The 20049-nt window shown below is 36.9% G+C and carries 16 protein-coding genes; 10 read left to right on the plus strand and 6 right to left on the minus strand.

Going from position 1 to position 20049, the window contains the following annotated elements; genetic code table 11:
* Nucleotides 1–162 precede the first annotated feature (162 nt).
* Nucleotides 163–1518 (plus strand): DEAD/DEAH box helicase, encoded by a 1356-nt coding sequence (locus PEDSA_RS06515; protein WP_013632372.1) that lies wholly within the window; start codon nucleotides 163–165, stop codon nucleotides 1516–1518.
* Between the two features lie 353 nt (nucleotides 1519–1871).
* On the opposite strand, the gene PEDSA_RS06520 is transcribed toward PEDSA_RS06515, so the two are convergent.
* From PEDSA_RS06520 to PEDSA_RS06530, 3 genes are all read right to left on the minus strand, one after another.
* On the minus strand, nucleotides 1872–2369 hold the full coding sequence (locus tag PEDSA_RS06520) for an FKBP-type peptidyl-prolyl cis-trans isomerase (protein ID WP_013632373.1): 498 nt from the start codon (nucleotides 2367–2369) through the stop codon (nucleotides 1872–1874).
* A gap of 31 nt (nucleotides 2370–2400) precedes the next feature.
* The gene (locus PEDSA_RS06525; RefSeq protein WP_013632374.1) at nucleotides 2401–4410 is read right to left on the minus strand and encodes a thioredoxin domain-containing protein; all 2010 of its coding nucleotides are present in this window, start codon (nucleotides 4408–4410) and stop codon (nucleotides 2401–2403) included.
* 68 nt (nucleotides 4411–4478) lie between these two features.
* Nucleotides 4479–5381, minus strand: coding sequence for a glycoside hydrolase family 25 protein (locus PEDSA_RS06530; protein ID WP_013632375.1), 903 nt, complete (start codon nucleotides 5379–5381; stop codon nucleotides 4479–4481).
* 474 nt (nucleotides 5382–5855) lie between these two features.
* Between PEDSA_RS06530 and PEDSA_RS06535 the strand changes: the two genes are divergently transcribed.
* From PEDSA_RS06535 to PEDSA_RS06555, 5 genes are all read left to right on the plus strand, one after another.
* Nucleotides 5856–6470 carry a TetR/AcrR family transcriptional regulator gene (locus PEDSA_RS06535; RefSeq protein WP_013632376.1) on the plus strand — a complete coding sequence of 205 codons (615 nt, stop codon included), beginning with the start codon at nucleotides 5856–5858 and terminating at the stop codon, nucleotides 6468–6470.
* A complete protein-coding gene (locus PEDSA_RS06540) occupies nucleotides 6460–7779 on the plus strand; it encodes a TolC family protein (protein ID WP_013632377.1) in 1320 nt (439 codons plus the stop codon). Before PEDSA_RS06535 ends, PEDSA_RS06540 begins: the two co-directional genes overlap by 11 nt.
* A gap of 11 nt (nucleotides 7780–7790) precedes the next feature.
* Nucleotides 7791–8885: an HlyD family secretion protein gene (locus PEDSA_RS06545; protein WP_013632378.1), complete on the plus strand. Its 1095-nt coding sequence runs from the start codon at nucleotides 7791–7793 to the stop codon at nucleotides 8883–8885.
* A 2-nt stretch (nucleotides 8886–8887) separates the two neighbouring features.
* Nucleotides 8888–10474, plus strand: coding sequence for an MDR family MFS transporter (locus PEDSA_RS06550; RefSeq protein ID WP_013632379.1), 1587 nt, complete (start codon nucleotides 8888–8890; stop codon nucleotides 10472–10474).
* Nucleotides 10475–10806: 332 nt separating this feature from the next.
* Nucleotides 10807–11166 carry a bleomycin resistance protein gene (locus PEDSA_RS06555; RefSeq protein ID WP_013632380.1) on the plus strand — a complete coding sequence of 120 codons (360 nt, stop codon included), beginning with the start codon at nucleotides 10807–10809 and terminating at the stop codon, nucleotides 11164–11166.
* A 61-nt stretch (nucleotides 11167–11227) separates the two neighbouring features.
* Here the strand turns inward: PEDSA_RS06555 and PEDSA_RS06560 are convergent, their stop codons facing one another.
* Complete coding sequence (locus PEDSA_RS06560; RefSeq protein WP_013632381.1) at nucleotides 11228–11995, minus strand: DUF1835 domain-containing protein; 768 nt, start codon at nucleotides 11993–11995, stop codon at nucleotides 11228–11230.
* Between the two features lie 9 nt (nucleotides 11996–12004).
* Nucleotides 12005–12814 (minus strand): alpha/beta hydrolase, encoded by an 810-nt coding sequence (locus PEDSA_RS06565; protein ID WP_013632382.1) that lies wholly within the window; start codon nucleotides 12812–12814, stop codon nucleotides 12005–12007.
* Between the two features lie 99 nt (nucleotides 12815–12913).
* Between PEDSA_RS06565 and PEDSA_RS06570 the strand changes: the two genes are divergently transcribed.
* Nucleotides 12914–13819 (plus strand): diacylglycerol/lipid kinase family protein, encoded by a 906-nt coding sequence (locus tag PEDSA_RS06570; protein WP_013632383.1) that lies wholly within the window; start codon nucleotides 12914–12916, stop codon nucleotides 13817–13819.
* Here PEDSA_RS06570 and PEDSA_RS06575 read toward each other — a convergent pair.
* Nucleotides 13793–14830, minus strand: coding sequence for a metallophosphoesterase family protein (locus PEDSA_RS06575; RefSeq protein WP_013632384.1), 1038 nt, complete (start codon nucleotides 14828–14830; stop codon nucleotides 13793–13795). The genes PEDSA_RS06570 and PEDSA_RS06575 overlap by 27 nt on opposite strands.
* A 138-nt stretch (nucleotides 14831–14968) precedes the next feature.
* Here PEDSA_RS06575 and PEDSA_RS06580 point away from each other — a divergent pair, with 138 nt between their 5' ends.
* Genes PEDSA_RS06580 through PEDSA_RS06590 form a run of 3 tightly spaced genes read left to right on the plus strand, consistent with a single transcriptional unit; the run spans nucleotide 14969 to nucleotide 19858 of the window.
* On the plus strand, nucleotides 14969–15772 hold the full coding sequence (locus PEDSA_RS06580) for a hypothetical protein (protein WP_013632385.1): 804 nt from the start codon (nucleotides 14969–14971) through the stop codon (nucleotides 15770–15772).
* Entirely contained in the window at nucleotides 15762–17792 is a 2031-nt protein-coding gene (locus PEDSA_RS06585; RefSeq protein ID WP_013632386.1) for a hypothetical protein, read from the plus strand. Before PEDSA_RS06580 ends, PEDSA_RS06585 begins: the two co-directional genes overlap by 11 nt.
* The gene (locus tag PEDSA_RS06590; protein ID WP_013632387.1) at nucleotides 17792–19858 is read left to right on the plus strand and encodes a ComEC/Rec2 family competence protein; all 2067 of its coding nucleotides are present in this window, start codon (nucleotides 17792–17794) and stop codon (nucleotides 19856–19858) included. The genes PEDSA_RS06585 and PEDSA_RS06590 overlap by 1 nt, the downstream gene beginning before the upstream one ends.
* Nucleotides 19859–20049: the final 191 nt, after the last annotated feature.

The following is a 20049-nucleotide window of genomic DNA, read 5'->3' on the forward strand; positions in this document are numbered from 1 at the left end:
GGGTATCTAAAAGCCACAATGTCGTCATTTCGATGAGCGGAGTGAAGAGAAATCTCTAACAGAGCACTTCTGACAGAGATTCCACACAATCCTACTCAAGGCGACGGGAGCTTTTAAAGATACCCTTTTTCATTAGGCATTTTTGCCGCTTATACTACATTCATGACATCGTTTGAAACGTTAAACTTAATTCAACCTATACAAAAAGCCTTAAAGGCTTTAAATTACCAAACCCCCACTCCAATTCAAGCTCAGGCTATTCCACTTATTTTACAACGGAAAGATCTGTTGGGATGTGCTCAAACGGGAACCGGAAAAACTGCTGCTTTTGCGATCCCTATTTTACAGTTATTGGATGAAGATCTGAAGAAGAACCATCAAAAGAATACCATTAAGGCATTGATAGTCACGCCAACGCGTGAATTGGCTATTCAGATTGGCGACAGCTTTAGTGATTACGGCAAAAACCTGAGGTTAAAACATGCTGTAATTTTTGGTGGGGTAAATCAAAAATCGCAGGTAGACGCTTTACAAAAAGGTGTAGATATTTTAGTGGCTACTCCAGGACGTTTGCTGGATCTGATGCATCAAAAGCACCTGAGCTTAAAGCATATCAACCTTTTTGTGCTGGACGAAGCTGACAGAATGCTGGACATGGGATTTATTAATGATGTTAAAAAGATTATTGCAGTATTGCCTCAGCACAGACAATCGCTATTCTTTTCGGCTACCATGCCGCCTGTCATTCAGAAATTGTCTGAAGAGATTTTAAAATCACCTGTTAAGGTAGAAGTTACTCCCGTTTCGTCTACTGCAGATACCATTAATCAGACTGTATTTTTTGTAGACAAAAACAATAAGAACGATTTACTGCTCCATATCCTGAAAGACCAGTTGCTTGATTCTGTTCTGGTATTTACCCGTACGAAACATGGTGCTGACAGGGTTGTGAAAACATTGGCTAAACAGCATATCAAGTCTGCCGCCATACATGGCAATAAATCTCAAAATGCCAGACAACGCGCTTTAGACGATTTTAAAACTAAAGCTATACGTGTATTGGTTGCTACCGATATTGCTGCCAGAGGTATAGATATAGACAGTCTGAAATATGTAATTAACTACGAGATTCCGAATATCCCAGAAACTTATGTGCATAGAATAGGAAGAAGCGGAAGAGCCGGAGCCGAAGGTATCGCTATTTCTTTTTGTGATGTAGACGAAAAACCATTTTTAAAGGATATTGAGAAAATCATTGGAAAAAGTGTTCCTCTCGGTGAGGATAATCCTTTCCCTATGGAAAACTTTGTTGCCAAAGAAACGAGTAAAAAGCAAGGCAAGAAGCCACAACAGCAGGCTAGAAAACCTGAAGGTAACAAGCCTAAAGCAGCTCATAAAGGCAAAGATAACGACAGAAAAGAAAACAACTGGAAGAATAAAGAGAGAAGCTTTTCTAAAGAAGGGAATTCACAATCGAACTGGGAATCTAAAAGGAGAAGATTTAGAAAAAGTAGTTAAGCTCTACTTTTTTGCCTTGCTAACTCCGTTTTTAGTGTAAAATACCATATAGTTTCAGAGCTTCTTCCTTTACTATTTTATCCTTCTCCATTAGGGAGAAGGTGCCCAAAGGGCGGATGAGGAAGCAAAAAGAATCTCTCAGAAAATTAGTAAAAATGGAATCGCCTACTATTGAGATTGCCTGACTGCCGTCAGGCAGGCTTCGATTCCTCTCAATGACGCCCCTATTTCTGTCATCGCGGGAAGGTACAACGTGGCAATTTCCCAACAACAACTAACTAAAAACCAAACAGGGTCTATTCCTGAAGAAATAAACCCTGTTTGGTTTGGTATACGTTCACCAACTATTAGTATTAGTGATGATGACCACCTTCTCCATGAACGTGACCGTGATCTAACTCTTCTTGAGTCGCTGGTCTTACATCCTGAATAGTTCCGTTGAAATGTAATTCGTGTCCGGCCATCGGATGGTTTAAGTCAACCAAAACACCATCTTCTGCTATAGATACTACTCTACCTTGGAATTGATTTCCCTGATTATCTTGTAACGGAAGAACAGCTCCCGGCTCAGGCAAACCACCCTGATTTGTAAACATATCTTTAGGTAAGCTTACCACCGCAGCCTCATCATATTCGCCGTAAGCATCACCAGCTGATAAAGAGAACGAATAATCATCACCTATAGAAAGTCCTATTAAGTTTTCTTCAAATTTTGGAAGCATCATTCCTACTCCAAATAAAAATACCAGGGGTCTGTCTGTAGTAGCGCTTTCTACGTGTTTTTTTTCTCCATTCTCAGTAATATATAGATCATAAGTTACCGATACTACGTTTTTGTTGTCAATTTTCATTCTTTAGTTTTTGTGAAGCGGTCAATTGCTTCTATTTTAATATTTGTTTAATTGCGTCTTGTATATTATTCGCTGGCAATTGACAGGTTTTATTTTCACAAACAAAAATCCAAGTACCATTTATAAACTTATCTTCCAACAAAGGTAATGTTCCAGATTTACCACCCAAAATTATCTTATTTGGAATATAGTTTTTTTCGAAGTCTTTACGCAGACTTTCTGACATGCCGCCTGTTATAGCGATTTCATACGTTCCGAATACTTCATCTAACAATAATGAAGCCCAATTTGAATAAGCTGAACCATAAGAAGCCATTTGCGGTTCTACAGTTCTTAACATCCCTTTGTAAATATGGCTGTAATCCTCCTGATCGAACAATAAACTTAATTTCCTTAAATTCCATGCCATAACAGAATTGGAAGACGGAATGACATTATCCATGATTTCATACTTTCTGGCAACAAGCGCTTCGCTTGCATCAGATGTATAAAAAAACATACCTGACTGGGCATCAGAGAAATGTTTTATCACATAGTCGCAAAGAGATTTTGCTTTGAATATCCATGCTTCATCAAATGTCACCTCGTAAAGCGAGATAAATGCTTGTGCCAATAAGGCATAGTCATCTAAAAAAGCTTCTATTGTTGCTTTACCATTTTTATAATTACGATAAAGCATTCCATCTTCTCTGCAAAGATTGTTTAACAGGAATTTGGCATTATCCAAAGCCAGTGTTAAAAATTGCTGATCTGCAAAAGCCTTATAGGCATCGCACAAACCTTTTAACATCAAGGCATTCCATGAGGTAAGGATTTTATCGTCCAAACCTGGATGTATTCTTTTATTTCTGTATTCGAGTAGTTGGGTTTTACTGTGCTGAATAATTTCGTCCAGCCTTTCAATCGAAATATGAAAGGCTTCGGCAATATGCTGCTTTTCTTTCCTTATCCAAAGATGGTTGATTTCCTCTTCTTCCCAGTTACCTTCATCTGTAACCGCGTAATATGCATTAAAAATAGCTGCTTGCTCTTTATCTAGAATCTTTTCTATTTCCTGCTTATCCCAGGTATAAAATTTTCCTTCAACACCTTCACTATCGGCATCCAGAGCGGAATAAAAACCATATTCGGGTGATGTCATTTCCCGTTTTATCCAGTCGTAAGTTTCATAAACAACTTCTTTATAACGCTCATTCTTATAATATTTATAGGCATCGGCATACAGAGACATTAATTGTCCATTGTCGTAAAGCATTTTTTCGAAATGCGGGATGTGCCATTCGTGATCTACCGAGTAACGCGCAAACCCACCTCCCAATTGATCATAAATACCACCCGCAGCCATTTTATCCAAGGTTAACCGGGTAATTACGAATGCGGCATCATCTTTCATCAGGTGTGCAACTTTCATTAAAAAGGCCCAGTTATCGGGCATTGGAAATTTAGGTGCGCGGTTTTGTCCGCCTTCCGAAAAATCGAAATGCATTTTCCAGGGCTTGACAATATTTTCGATATGTTCTTGAGTGTATTCCTTTTCTTCTTTAACAAAAGACAGACGTTCTGATTGATTGATACCATCCATTAACCGCACAGCATATTCTTCGGCTTCCTGAAGTTTGTTGGCATAAAAGCCTGCCAGATTATGCAGTATGTTTTTCCAGTCTTCTTTCTGAAAATAAGTTCCTCCATAAATAGGACGCTGATCTGGCAAACAAAAGCAGTTTAAAGGCCACCCACCCCTACCTGTCATCAGCTGAACGGCATTCATATAGATCTGATCGATATCCGGTCTTTCTTCCCGATCTACCTTAATGCATACAAAATGCTCATTCATAATCTGCGCCACCTCTTCGTCCTCGAAACTTTCATGTTCCATTACATGACACCAGTGACAGGCTGAATATCCGACACTCACCAGAATCAGTTTATTTTCGGCCCTGGCCTTTTCCAGTGCTTCTTTTCCCCACGGAAACCAATCTACCGGATTATGAGCATGCTGCAATAAATAGGGTGATGACTCTTGTGCTAATCTATTTGCCATTTCTTTTGGTATTATAAAGTTTTGACTTTTCTGCTATATAAATGAACGGTAAAGGTTATTTTTTGTTTCTAATAAAGATGGTGCTGAATGAGCAGAGAACTCAGGTCTTCTTCATCTCCGTTGAACACATTTAAGTCCGTTTTACCTTTTATACCATCTATAGTAGCTTCGTCTGTATGTTGCCAGAATTTCCATTGGGTATTTTCCAGTTTTAGTTTTGGCTTGTAATAATGCGCTACCCAAAGCGGATAATCATCAAACTTACCCTGTAAATAATCCACATAGAATTTGTATCCCGTATAAATAATGGGTTTTACCCTTACTTTTCGTTCTACCTCATCTAAAAAGTCCTGAACATTAGCCTGCAGCTCTTCTTTAGACAAATGTCCTATTTCTTCTATATCTAAAACTGGTGGCAGGTCGCCCTGTTCGAATTTAGCGGTCTGCATAAAAAATCTGGCCTGCCATATACCAGATTTTCTTGGTTTAAAGTAATGGTAGGCCCCGCGTATAATATTGTTCTCTTTGCTCTCGCGCCAATTACGTTGGAAATAAGGATCGACAAGGGTTACTCCCTCGGTGGCTTTCATAAACGCAAAGGATATCTTGACACCATCATCGTTCATGGAATCTACCAAATGCCATTTTATTTTTTGCTGATAGGAAGAAACATCTATCCCATGTACATAAAAACGTCTTGGGACTTTCACATTCAGCTTATCGTAATGCGGATAATCGTTAAATATAAACAGGTCTTTAATCCATCTGCCGGTAGAAACTGTAGTTCGTATAATTTTTCCGTAATAGAACGGAGAAAACAACAATAAAACTACAATGGCTATAACGATTTTCCATTTGTATTTTTCGGTAAAACTTTTCTTTTTGGCTTTCCTGGTCCGAGGTTTTCTTGCGGCACTTCTTGTTATTGGATTTTTCTTTCTCGTCGACGGAACTTTGGTAGCTGGCGGCATCACACTATTTTATTCGGTAAAAGTACGAAATAGAAACTGGTTTTGGTAAAATTGGATTTACACATTAAGTATGAATCGATTTGTTTTGGCAGTGTTGGGATTCAGGATAAAAGTTCCCTGAGAAAGTTCGTCATGTTGAGGGATAACGAAACATTTTATCAGAAGCTTGTACTATATCCTTCTTGCATGTGGTATCTTCGCCCATTCAAATCGGGTCAGAAGGACACAAATATTCATTTCCAGTCCCGTCATGTTGAACAACAGCTAAACATCCCATTTATTAGAATACATATTTGATTTTGGAGACTATACAGGCCGGTCTGAACTTTATCTTATTGCTTCCTTTATCAGAATCACCCCGCTTTCAATGGAATTATCAATAAAATGTAAACTAAGTAATAAGTTTAAACAAATGTTTAATTAAACACTTGTTTAGTTTAAACGATTGTTTAAATTTGCGCACTTCTAAAAAAGATGGACATCAACGCCAAACAAAAAGAGATTTTATTAGTAGCTGAAGATTTATTCGCTAAAAACGGTTTCGACGGAACTTCTGTTAGAGACATAGCACAAGAAGCAGGCATAAACGTTGCTATGATAAATTACTATTTCGGTTCTAAGGAAGGGCTTTTAGAAACGCTTGTAAAGGAAAGAGCGGATAACCACAAATTAGATCCCAAAGAATATAATTTTGAAACAGATCCTTTCAAACGTCTTGACAGAATGATTGAGCATTATATTGAGACTAAAATAGCCAATCAGCATATCTACCAGATACTGTCTACAGAAGCGTCTGTAAAAAAGCGAGTAGTTAATTCGGCCAATTTTATTGAACTAAGGAAACATAATATCAACTGCTTAGCAGAAATTGTTGAATATGGATGCCAACAAAAAGCGTTCAGATACTATGACCCTATTTTGCTACACACTACCATGATTGGAACATTCATGAATTTCAGGATGAATCAATCAATTTTTGAAGAGTTGTTAAAGACAGATCCGGAACAGGACTTTGACCAATTTTTGAGAGAAGGTCTTACTAAACATTTAAAATTTACAATAAAAGCAATATTAACTCATGAAAATTAAGCATTGGACATTTGCATCCTCTATTATAATGAGTTCCTTTTCTATACATGCACAGGAAAGGAAACATTTGGACATAGAAGAGGTGCTGCATTTAGCGTTCACACAATCTAATCAGGCCAAAGCATTAGATGCAAGTGTACAAACAAAACAACTACAATATGAAGCAGCCAAAGACAACTACCTACCAGAAACAAAACTATCCGGCACTTACCTCGCCCTAAATACACCTAACATAGATTTAAAGATAAATAAGTCATCTTCCAATAACGGTGGAAACACCAACGGAAATGGTTCTGAAATAGCTCCAAACCAATTGATGCTTGGACAGCTTTCTGTAAATATGCCAATATATGCTGGTGGAAAAATCAGAAACAGCGTAAAAACAGCAGAAGACACCTGGAAAGCTGCGGAGTTAAATACTGTAGCGACTAAGCAAAATTTATCGGTACAGGCTTTACACCTTTATCTTGCATTATACAAAGCACAGCAAACTACCTCTTTAATTGCTGAAAATATTAAAAAATCTGAGCAACAGGTTAAAGACTTTAAGGCTATGGAAGAGAATGGTATTATTGCCAGAAATGATTTATTAAAAGCCGAATTACAACTCTCTAACTATAAGGTTTCCTATCAGGAAGCAGCTAAAAATGTAAAGGTATTGAATTACCAGCTTACTACTTTATTAGGCCTTGGAGAAAATGTAGAACTGGATGATATTAAATTGTCCAAAGCCCTGTTAAGCAGTAACGCTACCGAAGGCAACTTGAAAGACCGTTATGAAATTAAAGCATTGGAAGCGCAAAAGAATGTAGCTGAAGATCAGATAAAAGTTACCAAATCGGCCTATAAACCTACCCTATTTGCTACTGCAGGTTATGCTGCCATAAATGTACCCAGTGTTGTAACGGTTACCAACGCACTTAATGCAGGTGTTGGCCTTTCTTATGATTTGGGTTCTTTATACAAAAACAAAAGGAAAGTTAATGTAGCAAAGCAAAGCTTGGTAGAGGTAGAAAGAAATCTTGCCGTTACTGAAGATAAAATCAAGAATCAAATACAGGAAGCTCAACAGGATGTAGTGCTGGCTAAGGAAAAAAACAAACTTCATCGACAGGCACTGGATCAGGCAAATGAGAACTACCGTATCACGAAAGACAAATATAACAATGGTGTTGCTGATACAGATGATCTTTTGACTGCCGATGTGCAACAGTTGCAAAGTAAAATCAGCCTGGCTATAGGCGAAGCTGATCTGGTAGAAAGTTATTACAATTTATTATTAGCAAACGGTCAACTAAACATACAATAGACAACAAAATCATGGAAAATAATACACAAACACATAAACCTAAAAACCCGAAATTTGCTGTTATTTTGGCTATAATATTAGTTGTCGGAGGTGGTTTTGGAATATATAAATATATACACGGACAGGCACATGAAACGACCGACGATGCCCAGATAGAACGTAATCTTAACCCAATTATCGCTCGCGTTGGCGGATATATAGATCGTATATATGTGCAGGATAACCAAATGGTAAAAAAGGGCGATACCTTATTTACGATTCAACAGGCAGATTACGAAATTAAGGTTGAGGAAGCAAAAGCTGCGCTATTAGCCGCAGAAAGTTCTTACGAAGTTGCCAAAGCAGATGTAAACGCAGCTTCTGCAAATGTTGCTATATCCGAAGCGACTATACAATCTAATACCGGAACGGTAGAGGCTGCTGAAATCAGATTACAACAGGCTACCAACGATTTTAACCGCTATGCAAACTTATACCAAAACCATTCTATTACGAAACAGCAGTATGAACAGGCTATGACGGCCAAACTTGAGGCTGAAAAACAGGTGGAAGTATTGAAGCAACAACGCAGAGCAAGCAGCTCTCAGAAAAATGCGGTGGTTAGCAAAACCGACGTTGCCAGCAAACAAACACGGGTTGCACAAGCCAATATAGACAGAGCTAAAGCAACATTAAAAGCCGCTGAGTTGAATTTATCTTATACTGCCGTTTTAGCTTCCGTAGATGGTCAGGTTTCGAATATCAGGTTACAGCCGGGACAATTGGTGAATCCGGGACAATCTGTTTTTTATATCATCAATAATACGCAAACCTGGGTTGTTGCGAATTTTAAAGAAACGCAACTGAATAAAATCAGGGCAGGACAATTGGTTGAAATCAAGGTAGACGCTTATCCTGACGATGTAATAGAAGGGAAAGTGGAGTCTTTCTCTCCTGCTACAGGATCTAAATTCGCCTTATTACCTCCTGACAATGCTACAGGTAACTTTGTTAAAACGGTACAACGTTTGCCTGTTAAAATCACTTTCACAGCTAACAATAAACCTGAAATTATAGCTATGCTTCGCCCAGGAATGAATGTGGACGTTGATGTGCATATCAAATAAATATGGAAAATTTAACAGATAAAGATAGCCTGGTAGAATATGGGTTTAAAAGGGCCTTGATAACCTTTACCTGTATTTTGTGTGCCTTGCTTGAAATTGTGGATACTACGATCGTCAATGTAGCACTTAACGATATGAAAGGATCGTTAGGTGCTACCTTAACAGACGTTGCATGGGTAATCACAGCATATGCTATTGCCAATGTTATCGTTATACCGATGACCAGCTGGCTTTCGCAACAATTTGGTAGACGTAACTATTTTGCCGCTTCCATCATCATCTTCACCGTATCGTCTTTTCTTTGTGGAAATGCAACGAATATTTGGGAGTTGGTCGCTTTCAGGTTTATACAAGGTATGGGCGGTGGCGCCCTTTTAGTTACTGCACAAACTATCCTCACCGAAACTTATCCTCCTGAAAAGAGAAGTATGGCGCAAGCCATATACGGCATGGGTGTTATTGTAGGCCCTACATTAGGTCCTCCACTGGGCGGATATATCGTAGATAACTTCTCGTGGCCATATATTTTCTATATCAATGTGCCTTTGGGTATTTTGGCTACGCTTATGACATTGTCTTTAGTAAAAAGCCCACGTTACGGTGCCAAACAAGCCGCTAAAGAAGTTGATTGGTGGGGAATGGTATTCCTGATTATGTTTATTGGTTCTTTACAGTTTGTTTTGGAACATGGACAGCAGGACGATTGGTTTGAGGACAGCACTATCCTTGGTTTAAGTATTTTATCTTTCTTTGGGTTGTTTTTCTTTATCTGGCGGGAACTTACTTACACTAAACCTATTGTTAATTTACGGGTCTTGAAAGACAAAAACCTACAGGTTGGAACCGTAATGAGTTTTATTCTGGGATTTGGATTATTTGGTTCTACTTTTATCATTCCAATCTACACGCAATCTATTCTTGGCTGGACAGCGACCGATGCGGGTATGCTATTGATTCCAAGCTCGGTGATGACTGGTTTAATGATGCCATTTATTGGTAAAATGATTCAGGCGGGTGTGCCACAGAAATATATGGTTGCTGTTGGGCTCTGTATCTTCTTCGGCTTTTCGTTTTTTATGTATGGTTTAATTACCAACGACACCGGTTCTGAACATATGTTTTGGCCGCTGATTGTTAGGGGAATTGGGTTGGGACTACTCTTTGTTCCGGTAATGACTCTCTCATTATCCACCTTACAAGGGAAAGCTATTGGTGAAGGTGCCTCTTTTACAGGGATGAGCAGACAATTGGGCGGATCTTTCGGTATTGCTTTGATTACGACTTTTATCTCCAGAGACAGCCAACACCATAGGGTTGATTTAATTGCGAATATAGACGCTACTAAATTTGAGGTACAACAACGAATAGCACAAATGCAGGCCAACTTTATTGGCAAGGGATTTAGTCCGAACGAGGCACTTGCAAAAGCTTATCAGTTATTAGACGGATCGGTTACTAAACAAGCTACAATTCTGTCTTATATGGATGTGTTTTTGTATCTCGGTCTATTATTTCTGATTTGTGTTCCTTTTGTATTGCTGATTAAACAAGGCAAAAAACAAAAGGTAGATATGTCTAATATGCATTAAACTTCTTCCCTATTTTGATGCTTTATGAGAAAACTTAAGGGTAATTAGCCTTATCCTTAAGTTTATGGAGGAGTCTTCTTATGAATTAGATGGTTTATATCATTTATTGCCTTTATAAGTCACCTGCTCTGAAACAGCTTGCCCGGCGGCAGTCAGGAGTTCGGGGTGAGTTATAAGGCAGAATAGTTTTCACTCTTCGCATAGGCGATCGATCTGAAAACATTTTCTTTTTTATGGCTTTACCCATAGACTTCTCAAACATTCACAGACAAACAAACTCTGCTCCCAATATGTTAACAAACTATTTAACACTTCTATAAAAACAGAAAAACATGCTAACAAACATTCATCCAAAATTACCTATGCGCAATAAAGCCCAAACCAAAGACTATTATATAAATAAATTGGGTTTTAATGAATTAGGAGCCATAGATTACGATGGTTACCTGATGATTGAAAAGGATAATATTCAAATTCACTTTTTTGAATTTAAGGATTTGGTTCCACGAGAGAATTACGGACAAATTTATATCAGGACCGATAATATTGATAGCTTATATCAAACGTTACTCAATGATAATATTGTCGAAATACATCCAAATGGAGCATTAGAAACCAAGACATGGGGACAAAGGGAATTTTCCTTACTCGATCCGGATAATAACTTACTGACTTTTGGACAAGGTATATAAAAGCTGCCAATCATCTCGATTAATAAATTATATAACATTTATATACTTAAAACAGATAACCCTAACTTTCAACACAAGTCTTCAATACAAAATCATAAAGCCGTTTAACCTGCAAATCCCCAAGACCATATATACCCTCCCGCTTTGAGAATTCTGAAAAAACCGACGAAAAATCTCTAACTCCGGTACTTATAATTTCCTTTATTACCTGTTGTGGCCTGCTCAGGTTTTTTCCCAATGGGAAGCGATCAATATGAGCTCGACAGACTTCTTCCAAATAAGCGAAACCATTTGTTCTGTGTTTAGATAAAGCTTCCAATCTATTAAAATCGTTGTTCTGATAAGATTCCCATAAACACTTTCCTAACTCGATATCTTTTCCTTCGAGCTGGACTTTAGCATTGTATGCCTGTTCTAACTTTTCAGCATTGGCTATTCCAAATCCCTTCCATATATCGACAGGCCGCTCAATTGCGGGGAATACCCTGAATATCTTCAGTGTCGGGTGTTCTGATAATACCGTGATAACAAACCACAAGTTTACCTGGCAAAACAAATCATCCTCGAACCAAAGGCAAACTTCAGAATATTGGGGCAAATGATTTAGCTTTTCAATTTCATTTACTACTTTTTCGAAATATTCTTCTCGTGAACCTTTATACATACCGGTAATAAATGCTGTCCGCAGCTTCCAAAAATCGGTTATATTATTTGCAAAAACATTCCCTTCAACCAGGCATTCTCTGCATACAATAAAGTTGGGAGTTATAGACGTTTGCTTCAATTGCTCCGCCAAACAATCCCCATTCAACACATGATACTGTTGCATTTTAATTATTTATTTCGTGAGGCGTTTTACCTCATTAATCAACAATGGAAAAGCAGGATAAGTCATATTATGCCCATAACCATCTAATTCCAACAATCTGGTTTTTTGATGTCCTGTAAGTTTCATCATACGGGCCATATAAGCATTTTCTTCATATCTACCCAGCATTTCCATTTCCCTATCTCCGGTGATCAGCAATAAAGGTGGGGCATCTGCCCTAACATGATATAGGGGAGCCAAATTGTCGATTATAGGTTGAGTATCTTTAATACCCTGTTCTTTTCTCGCTGTAAAATGAGTAATACATTGTCCGCTAAATGGAATTAATCCTGCTACCTGATTGGCATCTACTCCATATTTCAACAGATAATGTTTATCCAATATGGCCATCATTCCTAAATAACCTCCCGCAGAGTGTCCCGATACAAAAATCTTACTTTTATCTCCTCCGAATTCTTCGATATGATTAAAGGCCCAGGCAATTGCTGCTGCACTATCGTCTATAGCCTGCACAACTTTTATGTGCGGGCTTAACCTGTATCCTACTCCAATAACACAAAATCCCTGATTTTTTAAAGCTTCTGGAATTTCCTTCTTCCCCTGCTCTATCCCGCCACCGTGGAACCATAAAATAGTAGCGAAATTCTTCGCATTTTTTGGATAATAAAGATCCAACACGCAACGTTCCAATGTATAGGCGTTATTACGATAACTAGCTTCTGGATAATACTTTATATTACTTTGAGTATCATATTCGGCTTTTTGCGCAAATACCTGTAAATGAAAACAGATAAAGAATAGTGCTGTAAAATATCTCATCCCTAAATTTAAGGATCTTGATTTGCTTTTCGATCAAATCACTAAACAAAGTTCTTAAAATGGTGTTCATCATACAGCCTATGAAAAACGACATTACTTATGGAACCTAAAAGAGTCCTTCTGATCATTAACCATAAATCTGGAAATCAGAAAAGGGAAAATATAGAACATCTATTTGCTGCACATATGCAAAAAAGACAAATGGACCATAAGGTTTTGGAACTCTCCGATCATCCTAAAACAGCAATTAACAACGAAATTAATTACTACAAACCCAATATTGTCATTGCCGCTGGTGGAGACGGTACAATAAATATGATTAGTGATGTTATCCAGTATAAAGATGTACTGCTGTTAATCTTTCCGTTTGGTTCTGCTAATGGCATGGCAAGGGATTTAAGCATGCCCACGGATTTTAATCAGGCGCTAAACTTATTGGAAAATGGTAAAGTGGTAAAACTGGATCTGCTGAAGATTAACAACAATACTTCTGTACATCTGGCCGATGTAGGTCTTAATGCCCGGATAGTCAAACGTTTTCAGCTAGATAAAAAAAGAGGAATGCTGACTTACGCAAAATATCTTTTTAATGAAATCTTCTATATCAGGAGCAAACGTTTCGTAATTTCTTATGAAAACATTGTACGTCGGGTGAAAGCGGTATCACTTACGTTTGCAAATGCAACGATGTATGGCACAGGTGCAGTTATTAATCCCGAGGGAAAGATGAACGACGGACTTTTTGAAATATGTATTGTAAAGCCTTTTCCGAAAATAAAGTTGCTTTCCATCGCTTTGCATATGTTTAAAGGGAGCCTATCTTATTCACAATTTTTTGAAACCATCCAATGCAGCAAAGCATTTATAAGCTGTCCGAGAAGAACCCTTTTGCAAATAGATGGTGAAGTTATTGGTAAAACCAGTTCTATAGATTTGGAATGCATTCCGGCAGCCGTACAGGTTATTATTTCCAAAGACCTACACTATCCAACTCTGGTAAGCTAACTGCCCCATTTCGTTATACGGATTGGTAACTATAGCTTCTATTTTAATACTTTTATCTGTATAAAATTTAAGCAGAAAAAATCCTTTTGCAGAAAGTCCAAACTTCGAATACTTTCCTTTAATAACATAAGTAGATTTAGACGCCGCACCACTAATAATATGGTGTGTCCCGTATTTCTCTATATATTGCAGATTATGTTCATGCCCCGACACATACATAATTCCGGGATAACGCTTAAAAATAGCTTTCATTCGCTTGCGCAGATAACTATATTTTGGATGGGCGATATCTTCTTTTGCGCCTACATATTTTCTATATAAAGGAATTAATGAACCAACAAAAGGAAGTGGAACATAGGCCTTTTTTCTATAGAGTGTTAAAGGAAAAACATGATGCCTGATTTTGTATTTACCACCATGCATAGAATAACTATAAATTGGATGGTGGCCCAATATGATTATACGTTTATCCTGGTTTTCGGACACCATGGTATTTAGCTTTCTAAAAAAATCACGTTCGTTATCTATACATCCGCTTTTTATTCCAATCGGTTTATCTCCATCCTGCATCCACCATTGTGTATCTATCGCTATTATACAAACATTTTCATTTTTGGTGATTTCTACGGGGCCAGGACACCCATTTTTGGGATAGAAAACCTGTTTGTTGAAAATGGTATTGAAATACTCTTCCTGACGGATGAGATATTGCCATCCGTCTTCCTTTCCTTTATTCCAATCGTGGTTTCCCGGAATAAAAACAACCTCTCCCGTATAATTTTTTACGACTTCAAAATGTTTTTTTGCGATCTCTTCAGCTTCTTTCCGAGCAGTGTCGTTTGCAGCTGGCATTCCTTTCGGATAGATATTATCACCCAAGAAACATACGCAGGAATTTTCTTCTTTTGGCAAATGTTTTTTCAAAAGTTCGAGCAGCTTGTCTTCCTGCGCATATTTTATATTGCCAGAATCACCTACTAATAAAACTTCATAACCAATTTTTTTGTGCATTTAACAACAACAAACAGGTATTAAAAAAGATTTTATTTTTTTATAATAAAAAAATAATTTTTTATTTTTAAAGTTAACTAAACAAATTATTAAACCATTATTCAAACATGACAGGATAAAAATAACTTTTTATTGCCTATGAAACAACGTATACTAATTATATTTATAAGTTTATTAACTTCAAAAAGTAGCAAATCGCAATTCATTTCAGGGGCTAAATTCACCGCTCTTGCTAATGCGTCGGTAGCTCTACAAGACATTTGGTCGGCAAATGCAAATGCTTCTGGTCTTAATCAGATAAAGAATGTAACAGGAGGCATTTCTTACGAAAACAGATTTTCTGTGAGTGAGCTAAGTGGCAAGGCAGCAATAATAGCAATTCCATTTAAAAATTATATTGTGGGCATTAATTTCCAAAACTATGGTATACAGGAATTTGGAAGCATAAAATCTGGAATGAGTTTAACCAAAAACTTTGGTTCTAAATTTTCTACCGCGATACGGCTCAACTATCATAGGTTACATATAGAAAATTATGAAAGTGAAATGGCTTTTAGTGTAGACTGCGGCATGCAAGTACAGGTAGCCAGCCGAATAAGGCTGGGAGCCCATATTGCCAACCCCAACCAAAGTTCTTTTAAAAGGATTCAGGATCAGAGTATCGAGTCACATATACGATTCGGAGGCTTTATTGGTATTAGCGATAAATTGTCCACCTGTGCCGAAATAGAAAAGTCAAACAACAAATCTTTGGATTATAAAATGGGCATAGATTACCAAATTGCTAATTTCTTTGCGCTAAGAGGTGGAATTTCTGTTAATTCATTCAGGCAATATGGCGGTTTTGGTATTAATCATAAAAGTTTGGCCGTTGATTTTGCCGTAAGCAATCATAAGTATCTGGGTTATTCACCTCAATTGGCTCTGGCTTATGAATTTTAAACCTATTCTAATTGTTTTGATTGGTCTGAATATCCCTGTATTGCTTTTTGCACAAACTGTTGAAGACAAAATTGTGGAAAGTATGATAGAAAGTATGTCAGAAGAAACTCCCGAGGATTTCGATTTTGAAGAACTTTCAGAACGACTGATTAAATATAGGAAATCGCCCATTAATTTAAATAAAGCAACCAGAGAGAAAATAAAGGAATTGCCTTTTTTAAGCCCTTTGCAGATAAGTAATTTATTGAATCATATACAAGCCAACGGTAAATTACTTGAAATTTATGAGTTGCAAAGTATAGATGCATTTGATCTGGAAACTATCAGATTACTCCTGAATTTTGCGACAATAGATCCACCGGATGGTTTCGAAAACTTTTCTTTAAAACATCTATCTTCCGGAACCCATGACTTTCTTATTCGCTATGCCCGGATTCTAAAACAGCAAAAAGGCTTCACTATTCCAAAAGACAGCAATAAAAGCAGATACCTCGGTTCTCCCGATCGCTTATTTTATCGCTACCGTTTCAATTATAAGCAAAACATTCAATTTTCATTGAACATGGAGAAAGACGCTGGTGAGCATATCTGGGAGAAAAAATATGGCCCCGATTTTTTGTCTGCCAGCTTATTTCTTAAAGATCTGAAACCATTTTCTAAAATTGTAATAGGAGATTATTCCCTTCAGTTTGGACAGGGATTAAGTTTATGGAGTGGATTGAGTTTTGGTAAAGGTTCTGATATTTCGTCCATCGCTAAACAGGACTTGGGATTGAAGCCATACACTTCTGCAAACGAATATTCATTCTTTAGAGGATTAGCTACAACAATTAATTTCGGTAAAATGCATTTTACTCCTTTTGTCTCGTTCCGAAAACTGGACTCCAGTATGGATACAGATTTAAACGGTAATCCCACTATAAACAGCTTGCTGCAAAGTGGCTTACATAGAACACCTAATGAGTTGGCTAACAGACAAAATCTTGAACAACTGGTTTACGGAGCAAACATCGAATTTGAAAACCGAAATTTCTCAATAGGTATCAATGCTTATAAAACTCAATTCAATATTCCGTTTCAGTCACAATCCCCTTTATACAAACAATTTGATTTTACAGGAAACGAATTGACAAATATTGGGCTTCATTATACAAAATCATTTAGAAATATTTACTTTTTCGGAGAAGCCGCCCGTAGCATGAACAGTGGATTTGCTTTTCTCAACGGGGCTTTAGCCAGTTTGTCCAATAGCTTATCAGTAAGTGTTTTCCAAAGAAACTATCAAAAAAATTATCATTCTTTTTTTAATCAGGCTATTAGCGAAAATACTACAGCTTACAATGAGCGTGGGTTATATTATGGAATCAACTATAAACATGGAAAGAAGTATGATTTTTTATTTTATACCGATTTTTTTACGTTCCCGTGGTTGAAATATCGGGTGGATGCGCCATCTTCAGGACACGAAATTTTCGGACAGCTTAATTATATGCCTTCTAAAATCTTACAGGTTGTAATGCGCTACAAGCTTAAAGAAAAGGAACAGAATAGTTCTGCAAATGGAATAGAAACTTATCGCAGGCAGACCTATCGGTTCGAACTTCAATATCAATTAAATAAAAGTTTTAGCCTTAAAAACCGAGCCGAAATCAGTCAGTATAAAACTTTATCATCACCTAATCAATATGGCTTTCTGGTATTTCAGGATATTAAATATTCGCCGTCCCGTTCCAAAATATCAGGAAATTTAAGATATGCCATCTTTGATACCGAAGGCTTCGACACACGGATATATACTTATGAAAACGACGTTTTATACAGCTATTCCAATCCTGGATTTCAGAACAAGGGAATCAGGTTTTACCTTAACGGACGCTATCGGATAAAAAAAGGATTAGACTTTTGGCTAAAATACAGTATCAGTAAATACGATGAGGTTACCAGTATTGGATCTGGTTTGGATGAAATTATTGGAAACAGTAAACCTGAAATTAAACTTCAGCTTAGATATCAATTATAATGGTCAGTTTCTTTAAAGAAGAGATTCCCTTTTTTAGGCACATATGGTTCTTTATTGCAGGGATTGGTATCGCCATAAAGTACAATGTCAATTCTGCCTCAGATCTCCCTCTACTCTATTGGATGTTCTTTTTCCTGTTTATTATTTTGTTTCTAATCATATCGAGACTAAAAAAGCTGTTCTTTTTAAACTGGATTGCCGGCGTCACGATAAGCTTATTATTTACACTTACGGGAATAATATGGTGTAATAGCTACAAAGAAATAGAGCGAAAAAATCATTTTTCTAAAGTCGAAGCTTCTCATCTGATAGCCATAATCGAAGAACCTCCCAAACTAAAGGGGGACATAGCCAGATTCCCGGTTAAAGTAATTCAAAGCATCAATAACCAAACAATAACAGCAACTCTAGGAAAATTATTACTTGCCTTACGCTTTGATACATTGCAAAAACCCAAACTGCAATATGGTGATCTTTTGCTTATTAAAGCCCATTACTCCGAAACTGAACAGGCTTTCAATCCTGCTGAATTTAATTATAAACGCTTTTTATCGTATAAACAAATCTACCACCAAAGCTTTATAAACATCAAAGATGTTAAACTTTTAAAATCGGAGTGCGGTAATCCTGTTTTAGATTATTCCCTCAAATTCCGGGAGATATTGGTAAAAAAGTTCAAACAATATTTACCGGATAAAAATGCGCAGTCTGTTGCGTCTACACTGATTTTAGGAGACCGGGCCGAATTAGATCCTGAAATATTAAGTGCTTATCAAAACACGGGAACTTTACATGTACTATCGGTCTCGGGAATGCATGTTATGATCGTTGTATTTGTCCTGAATATATTGTTCAAACCTTTAGATAAGTTTAAAGCCGGTAGAATCGTCAGATTAATTTTCATGTTAGTGCTTATCTGGACGTATAGTATCGTCACAGGCTTAGCTCCATCTATATTGAGAGCTGCCATAATGGTTAGTGTTGCTTTACTTTCAAAATTTTCCAAGGGTAAATCCAATAGTTATAATGTTTTGGCCATAGCAGCCTTTATTATTTTACTGGCTAATCCCTATAATTTAATGGATATCGGTTTTCAACTATCCTTTTTAGCGGTTTTAGGCTTAATTTATATTCATCCCAAACTGTATCAGTTATATAATCCTAAATATAAAATTGTCGATCTATGCTGGCAATGTATCTGCGTATCCTTAGCGGCGCAGCTCGCTACTACACCCCTAAGTCTTTTTTATTTTCATCAGTTCCCTACTTATTTTCTTATCGGAAATCTGTTTATGGCTTTGCCCGCTACGATCATCATGATTGGCGGTTTTATATTTTTAGCTATTCCCATAGATATTGTGCAATATTGGTTGGGCCTCTTTCTTAGCTACTTTCTTAATTTCACCAATCAGGGGCTAATTTATATCCAGCAATTGCCTTTTTCTACAGTCAATCAAATCTGGTTAACAGTAATTGATTTAATAGCTCTTTATCTACTTTTGATACTTCTTATTTATCCCAATAGTTATAAACAAAAACAAATAGCTATTTGCATAGTCTCTTTCATTTTATTCGTTTCATTTTCTAATAAAAACGTTAAATTAATTAATCAACATAAAACGGTCTTCTTTTCACTCAGAAAAAATACAGCTATTGCTTATATCAAAGGAAAATCCTGTTTGCTGATAACAGATCTGGATACTAACGACTACACCTACAAATTTTCGGTAAAGCCTTATCTGGATAGTTGCAAAATTAAGAGTATTAAATTTATAAACCCTCATTTAACAGAGCATGAAAACATTTACTCATTTGGGGATAAAACGCTTAAGCTATTAAATCATCGGCAAAAGACTTTTCATAAATCCAATGTAGATTGGTTGCTGATTACCGGGAATAGGAATTACCCTATAGCAGAATTATTGGAATACTATTCTTTTCAAAAACTACTTATTGATGGAAAAAATTCGGATTATAACATTCGAAAATTAACGTCACAAGCCGATTTATTAAATCTTGACTACTATATTTTAAAAAGGAACTTTGCTAAAGAAATAGATCATTAAAATTCACTTTCTGAATGGCTATTCATTTAGGACACTTCTTGTATTAAGGACAACCCATTTGGCAATATAAGGCTCCGCGAGGCGAGTTCCTGATAAACTACGAGAAGCAATCACTGTTCATCTTTCCCTTTCTTTTAGCATCAAAAGACACATACTTCACACTAAATCAAAGTTAACAACAAATTAAATTA

Origin of the sequence: Pseudopedobacter saltans DSM 12145 (assembly GCF_000190735.1) — a bacterium.
GTDB lineage: Bacteria > Bacteroidota > Bacteroidia > Sphingobacteriales > Sphingobacteriaceae > Pseudopedobacter > Pseudopedobacter saltans.